The organism is Pseudoxanthomonas jiangsuensis (genome assembly GCF_010093185.1).
GTDB lineage: Bacteria > Pseudomonadota > Gammaproteobacteria > Xanthomonadales > Xanthomonadaceae > Pseudoxanthomonas > Pseudoxanthomonas jiangsuensis.
This window is the reverse complement of record NZ_PDWL01000149.1, coordinates 1-501: the sequence shown is the minus strand read 5'-3', so window position 1 is coordinate 501 and position 501 is coordinate 1. Positions and strand designations below refer to the sequence as shown.

1 protein-coding gene is annotated in these 501 nt (G+C 62.9%); it reads left to right on the top strand.

The genetic code is table 11. The features are described 5' to 3' along the window. Positions 1-229: 229 nt before the first annotated feature. Positions 230-501 (top strand): type 1 glutamine amidotransferase family protein (locus CSC62_RS17740; protein ID WP_484573175.1); only part of this gene is annotated, 272 nt, incomplete at its 3' end.

The following is a 501-nucleotide window of genomic DNA, read 5'->3' as shown; positions in this document are numbered from 1 at the left end:
AAATTGTTGGGTGGGCGTGGATGGCGCGCAGGAGCCCGGTGTCGATCAAGTGCACATGCGGCGTTCCGAGCCCCGCCCCGCGCTCCTGTCGGCCGCATTGGTCTGTTGGACGCAATCGCTACATCTATGAACATCTGCAGCGGGTACCACGCGCTCTACACGAGGCTGCAACGGGCTGAACTGCACACTGGCCGCCTTGCCCAGTTGGGCCATGACACGAGGCGATGCGATGAAAGTTTTGATGGTGCTGACGTCCCACGACCAGCTCGGCGACACCGGCAAGAAAACCGGGTTTTGGCTGGAAGAATTCGCCGCGCCGTATTACGTGTTCAAGGATGCAGGCGCGGACATCACCCTGGTTTCGCCCAAGGGTGGCCAGCCGCCGCTGGATCCCAAGAGCGACGAGCCCGACGCACAAACCGACGCCACCAAGCGCTTCAAGCAGGATCCCGAGGCGCAACAGGCCTTGGCAAGCACGCACCGTCTGGCCGACGTCAAGGC